The following is a 6,139-nucleotide window of genomic DNA, read 5'->3' on the forward strand; positions in this document are numbered from 1 at the left end:
ATTATTGGTTTAGGTAATCTATAGCCAGTTGAGACATTGTTTTTACACCCAGTAACATTCCGCTTTCATCTATGAAAAAGTCGGGAGTGTGGTGGGGTGCCGGTTCATTGGAATCTAAAGGTTTTCCACCCAGGAAATAATAGAACCCGGGAATTTCTTCCTGGAAGAAAGAGAAATCTTCCCCGCCGGTTGTTGCTTTGGCTAAAACCACATTTTCTTCTCCAGCGACTTTCTGTAATGTCGGCAACATTTTGCTGGTAAGCTCAGGATCGTTATATGTAATGGCGGTATTATTTTGAATTTCTACAGCAGCTTCCCCGCCATAAGCTTTCGCAATCGCCGGAACCATTTCGTTCATTCTTTTCAGAATTAATTTTTTCATATCTGGATCAAGAGTTCTTATTGTACCAATCATTTCGGCAGTTTCAGGAATTATATTGAAGCGAACGCCACTGGTAATTTTTCCTACGGAAATTACCGCAGCGGCATCTACTAATTTAGATTCCCGGCTGATTATTGTTTGCAAACCATCTATAATTTTTGCTGAAATAAGAATAGGATCGGTCCCGCTCCAGGGAGCAGATCCGTGGGTTTGTTTTCCTTTTACATTTATTACAAAACGTTCTACAGCAGCCATAGTGCCTTCAGGTTTATAACGAATTGTTCCCACGGGTGTTTCCGAATTAATATGAAGTCCGAAAATTGCATCTACATCAGGATTTTTAAGAACGCCCTCCTTAACCATAAGGGAAGCACCACCTTCTTCTCCCGGTGGCGGGCCCTCTTCTGCGGGTTGGAAGATAAACTTTACCGTACCATTTATTTTATCTTTATGCTTTGAAAGCACTTCAGCAACACCCATCATAATTGCGATGTGAGTATCGTGACCACAGGCGTGCATCACCCCGGTTTCTGAACCTAAAAATTCTGTTCTTACTTCAGATTTAAACGGGAGATCATTTCTTTCGGTTACTGGGAGCGCATCAATATCTGCTCTTAAAGCCACGGTTTTGCCTTCATTATTGCCTTTTAGAATTCCTACCACGCCGGTTTTTGCTATTCCGGTAGTAGTTTCAATTCCCCAACTTTGTAAATGAGCTGCAATTTTTTTAGCGGTTTCGGTTTCCCGGTTGGAAAGTTCAGGGTGCTGATGAAAATCCCTTCGCCACTCAATCACCTGTTCTTCTATTTCTTCAGCAGCCGAAATAATTTCGGGATTAATCTCCTGCGCCGCTAAAGTGAAGCTGAAAAGCCCAAGCAGGCTGAATATAATTTTTTTCATAATAAATTTTATTTCGCGCTCAATTTGGATTGCAGAATTTTAAAGATATTAAAAACTTAAACAATTGCTCCAAGCTAATCTGAGTTTGTTTAAAACAAAGTAGGTTTACGGGTTTATAAATTGTATCATTTTGGTTAATTTCACGCATTTAAAAAACTGAAGAGATTGGAAGCTTATTTAGCCGAATTAAATGATGCACAACGGGCGCCTGTACTGCAAAAGGATGGCGCAATGATTGTGATTGCAGGAGCAGGATCTGGAAAAACGCGGGTGCTTACTTACCGTATTGCTTACCTTATGAGCCAGGGTGTAGATCCTTTTAATATTTTGTCTTTAACCTTTACGAATAAGGCGGCCCGGGAAATGAAAACCCGTATCGCTAAGATTGTAGGGAACAGTGAAGCGAAGAACCTTTGGATGGGTACTTTTCACTCAATTTTCGCTAAAATTTTACGGTTTGAAGCCGATAAATTGGGTTATCCGTCAAACTTCACCATTTACGATACTCAAGATTCTCAAAGCGTGATCAGGGCGATTATTAAAGATATGCGCCTGGATAAAGACGTTTATAAATATAAGCAGGTTTATAGTCGTATTTCTTCCTATAAAAATAGTTTGATTACCGTAAAAGCTTATTTTCAAAACCCGGAATTGAAAGAGGCCGATGCGATGTCTAAAAAGCCGCGTCTTGGTGAAATTTACCAGGAATATGTGGAGCGTTGCTTTAAAGCCGGTGCGATGGATTTTGATGATCTTTTGCTCAAAACCAATGAACTGTTAAACCGTTTTCCTGAAGTGCTTCATAAATACCAGAATCGTTTTAGATATATTCTGGTTGATGAGTACCAGGATACCAATCATTCGCAGTATTTAATTGTAAAAGCACTCTCAGATAAATTTCAGAATATATGTGTGGTAGGTGATGATGCGCAGAGTATTTATGCTTTCCGCGGAGCAAATATTAATAATATCCTGAATTTCCAGAAGGATTATGATAACGTACAAATGTACCGGTTAGAGCAAAATTACCGTTCTACCAAGAATATCGTTAATGCGGCAAACTCTATTATTGAAAAGAATAAAACCAAACTGGAAAAAATAGTTTGGACGGCAAATGATGAAGGGCCAAAAATTGTGGTGAATCGCCTGCTAACTGATGGGGAAGAAGGAAGATTTGTTGCCGGTTCTATTTTTGAGAACCGAATGCAAAATCAGATGAGTAATGGCGATTTTGCCATTCTCTATAGAACCAACGCGCAAAGCAGGGCAATGGAAGACGCGCTTAGAAAAAAGGAAATTCCGTATAGAATTTATGGTGGACTTTCATTTTACCAGCGTAAAGAAATTAAAGACGTCCTGTCTTATTTAAGATTGCTGATCAACCCAAAAGATGAAGAAGCTTTAAAGCGGATAATTAATTATCCGGCTCGAGGAATTGGACAAACCACGATGGATAGGTTAAGCATTGCGGGAAATCAATATGGGAAAACCATTTTTGAAATTATTGAGAATATAGATCATCTGGATCTAAAGATCAATAAAAGTACGCAGACCAAGCTGAATAATTTCGTGAATATGATTAAGAGTTTCACGATTTTAGCCGAAAATGCCGATGCCTTTACTGTTGCAGATACTGTAGCCAAAAAAACAGGATTGGTTCAGGAATTAAAGAAAGATGGTACTCCAGAAGGAATTGCCAGAATTGAAAATATTGAAGAGTTACTTAACGGGATTAAAGACTTTGTAGAAGGCCAAAAAGAGCTGGCAGATGCTGATGGTTCTTTAGCTGAATTTCTGGAAGACGTCGCCCTGGCTACAGATATGGATAAAGATACCGGTGATGACGACCGCGTGGCGTTAATGACCATTCACCTGGCAAAAGGACTGGAGTTTCCTTATGTATATATTGTTGGTTTAGAAGAAGATTTATTTCCTTCAGGAATGAGTATGAATACCCGAAGCGAACTGGAAGAAGAGCGCCGTTTGTTTTATGTAGCCCTTACCCGGGCCGAAAAACAGGCTTACCTGACCTATACGCAGTCACGTTACCGCTGGGGGAAACTTGTAGATGCCGAACCTAGTAGGTTTATTGAAGAAGTAGACGAGCAGTATATGGATTATATGATTCCGCAGGACGATTATAAATATAAACCGTTGATAGATACTGATATTTTTGGGGATGATATTGATAAAAGCAAACTTCGACAGAGTAAACCTAAAAAGGGAACTCCGCCTCCGGCGCATAAACCAAGCGAATCTCAGTTAAGAAAACTTCGAAAATTAAAACCCGCTAGTCCCGAGCCTCAAAAAGCTACAAACGCTATAAAACTCGAGGCTGGGAATGTAGTGGAGCATATGCGTTTTGGAAAAGGAAAAGTACTTGCTATAGATGGGATAGGGCAGGATAAAAAAGCCGAAATTGATTTTGAAAACGGAGGAATTAAAAAATTACTTTTAAGATTTGCTAAGCTGAAATTGATCTCTTAGAACTCGTTAAACTTCTGTTATATAAAGCCGCTTCATGCGGCTTTCTTTTTACCTTCAAAATAAAAAATGATTAAAGAAGGAAGCACTGTTAGTTGGAAATGGGGAAACGGTAAGGCTAAAGGGAAAGTAACTGAAACTTACACTAGAGAAATTACCAAAACAATAGCCGGAAGTGAAATTACCCGAAAAGGCGAAGAAGGCAATAAAGCACTTTTTATAGAACAGGAGGATGGAAGTAAAGTGCTGAAGCTGGAAAGTGAAGTTTCTAAATTAGATTAGTTAGTCTATTTCAAAAATATCTGCACGAAAATTTGTAAATTCTCAATTACTAAAAAATTATAATTATGGCTGAATTACTTAAAATTTATGACGAAAATCCGAGTCAGAAACATATTAATAAAGTAGTAGAAGTCCTAAGAAAAGGAGGGCTTATAATTTATCCAACAGATACTGTTTATGGTCTTGGGTGCGATATAACCAATACCTCGGCATTAGAAAAAATCGCCCAGATCAAGGGCGTAAAACTTGAAAAGGCTAATTTCTCTTTTATTTGTGAAGATTTAAGCAATCTTTCAGATTATGTGAAACAAATAGATTCTGCAACTTTTAAAGTGCTCAAAAGAAATCTTCCCGGCCCTTATACGTTTATTTTACCCGGAAATAATAACCTTCCAAATGTCTTTAAAAAGAAAAAAACAGTAGGGATTAGGGTGCCCGATAATGCGATTTGTAAAAGTATTGTCGCCACTTTGGGGAATCCGATTGTTTCTACCTCTATTTACGATGAAGATGAAGTAATAGAATATACCACAGATCCTGAATTAATTAAAGAAAAATGGGATCATCTCGTAGACTTGGTAATTGATGGTGGTTATGGAGACAATATTCCCTCTACCGTTATAGATCTTACAAATTCTGAACCTGAAGTAATAAGGGAAGGAAAAGGAAGTATTGAAATTATGTAATTTTAAATCTCTCATTGAGGGTTTAATTCCCCGAGAATGGTCTCGAAATTATAAAATAGTTTTCTAGTTCATACCTCCTAGGTTTCCCCTGGGTTCTTGGTTAAAATTTTGAAAACACGTTAAAAGCCTGCTAAATGCGGGCTTTATTTTTTTAGACTAAGCTTTAGTGCATAACTTAATAAAAAAATAAGCAATGAATTATATAGAGACTAAAAACGAAGAGAAAGGAAATAAGATTAAACTTTTCTATGAAGATTATGGCGAAGGGCAACCGGTGATTCTAATTCACGGCTGGCCTTTAAGTCATAGGATGTGGGAATACCAGGTAGAGAAAATTGTAGATGCGGGGTTTAGATGTATAAGCTATGACCGTCGAGGATTTGGCGACAGTGATAAACCCTGGGAAGGTTATGATTACGATACTTTGGCTTCAGATTTAAACGATGTTATCACTGTATTAGGACTTTCAAAAACAATTCTCGTAGGTTTCTCTATGGGTGGAGGAGAAGTAGCCCGCTTTATTGGAAAATATGGAACTGCAAATATTGAAAAAGCTGCCTTGATCTCTGCTGTGCCGCCTTTTATGCTGAAAACAGACGATAATCCTGATGGGCTTGAGAAAGAAGTTTTTGAAGGTTTTAAAGAGGAGATTAGAAAAGACCGCGCAGGTTTCTTAGCGGGGTTTGGTGATAAGTTTTACAACTTCAGCAAAAATAAAGATCGTATTAGTGAAGACCAGAAACATTATGACTGGAGTATTGCTTGTAAAGCTTCAGCTAAAGCCACACTAGATTGTGTAGATTCTTTTGGATTGACAGATTTTAGAGAAGATCTAAAACAGTTTGATGTACCAACGCTAATAGTCCATGGAGATGATGATGAAATTGTGCCAATAGATATTGCCGGTAAGAAAAGTAAAGATCTGGTTAAGGATAATACTTTTGAAGTAATTAAAGGCGCACCACACGGCCTGGTGATGACGCACAAAAAGGAGTTTAATGAGATCTTATTGCGCTTTTTAAAGAAATAATATTATCAACCTGTTAGAAAATAAAAGAGGCTGTCTGAAAAGGCAGCCTTTCTTGTTGGATTATTTTGAGGTTTTTATTATTTTCATGTAATGAAAGCTAAAGTTGTATTTAAGACCTATAACCAGTCGCAGTTAAGTCTTTTACCTCCCAGTTATGATGATTTGGTTCCTGTAAATCATCCCGTTAGAATCGTCAATACGATTATTGATCAAATCGACATCGCTGACCTGGAGCGAAGTTACAAAGGAGGTGGTACTTCCAGTTACCATCCTCGGATGCTTCTTAAGGTGATCATCTATGCGTACCTGCGCAATATGTATTCCTCTCGTAAGATAGAACAGGCTCTTCTGGAGAACATTCATTTTATGTGGCTC

The 6,139-nt window shown here is 38.1% G+C and carries 6 protein-coding genes; 5 read left to right on the plus strand and 1 reads right to left on the minus strand.

The window, feature by feature from the left end; genetic code table 11:
• Position 1 precedes the first annotated feature (1 nt).
• Positions 2–1,282 carry an amidohydrolase gene (locus BM084_RS17625; RefSeq protein ID WP_093306375.1) on the minus strand — a complete coding sequence of 427 codons (1,281 nt, stop codon included), beginning with the start codon at positions 1,280–1,282 and terminating at the stop codon, positions 2–4.
• 165 nt (positions 1,283–1,447) lie between these two features.
• Here BM084_RS17625 and BM084_RS17630 point away from each other — a divergent pair, with 165 nt between their 5' ends.
• The 5 genes from BM084_RS17630 to BM084_RS17650 form a co-directional block, all read left to right on the plus strand.
• Positions 1,448–3,769: an ATP-dependent helicase gene (locus tag BM084_RS17630; protein ID WP_075326043.1), complete on the plus strand. Its 2,322-nt coding sequence runs from the start codon at positions 1,448–1,450 to the stop codon at positions 3,767–3,769.
• Positions 3,770–3,835: 66 nt separating this feature from the next.
• Positions 3,836–4,048, plus strand: a complete 213-nt coding sequence (locus tag BM084_RS17635; RefSeq protein WP_075326044.1) for a hypervirulence associated TUDOR domain-containing protein — start codon at positions 3,836–3,838, stop codon at positions 4,046–4,048.
• 65 nt (positions 4,049–4,113) lie between these two features.
• Positions 4,114–4,734 carry an L-threonylcarbamoyladenylate synthase gene (locus tag BM084_RS17640; RefSeq protein ID WP_075326045.1) on the plus strand — a complete coding sequence of 207 codons (621 nt, stop codon included), beginning with the start codon at positions 4,114–4,116 and terminating at the stop codon, positions 4,732–4,734.
• Positions 4,735–4,927: 193 nt separating this feature from the next.
• Positions 4,928–5,764 carry an alpha/beta fold hydrolase gene (locus BM084_RS17645; protein WP_093306377.1) on the plus strand — a complete coding sequence of 279 codons (837 nt, stop codon included), beginning with the start codon at positions 4,928–4,930 and terminating at the stop codon, positions 5,762–5,764.
• Between the two features lie 90 nt (positions 5,765–5,854).
• On the plus strand, positions 5,855–6,139 hold a 285-nt coding region (locus BM084_RS17650; protein ID WP_143083681.1), incomplete at its 3' end, for a transposase.

The sequence above is a fragment of the Salegentibacter agarivorans genome (genome assembly GCF_900113135.1).
In the GTDB taxonomy this organism is placed as follows: Bacteria; Bacteroidota; Bacteroidia; order Flavobacteriales; family Flavobacteriaceae; genus Salegentibacter; species Salegentibacter agarivorans.

Coding starts and splice junctions, on each gene's coding strand:
- BM084_RS17640 (WP_075326045.1), top strand. CDS start 4,114: ATGGCTGAATTACTTAAAATTTATGACGAAAATCCGAGTCAGAAACAT.
- BM084_RS17625 (WP_093306375.1), bottom strand. CDS start 1,282: ATGAAAAAAATTATATTCAGCCTGCTTGGGCTTTTCAGCTTCACTTTA.
- BM084_RS17635 (WP_075326044.1), top strand. CDS start 3,836: ATGATTAAAGAAGGAAGCACTGTTAGTTGGAAATGGGGAAACGGTAAG.
- BM084_RS17645 (WP_093306377.1), top strand. CDS start 4,928: ATGAATTATATAGAGACTAAAAACGAAGAGAAAGGAAATAAGATTAAA.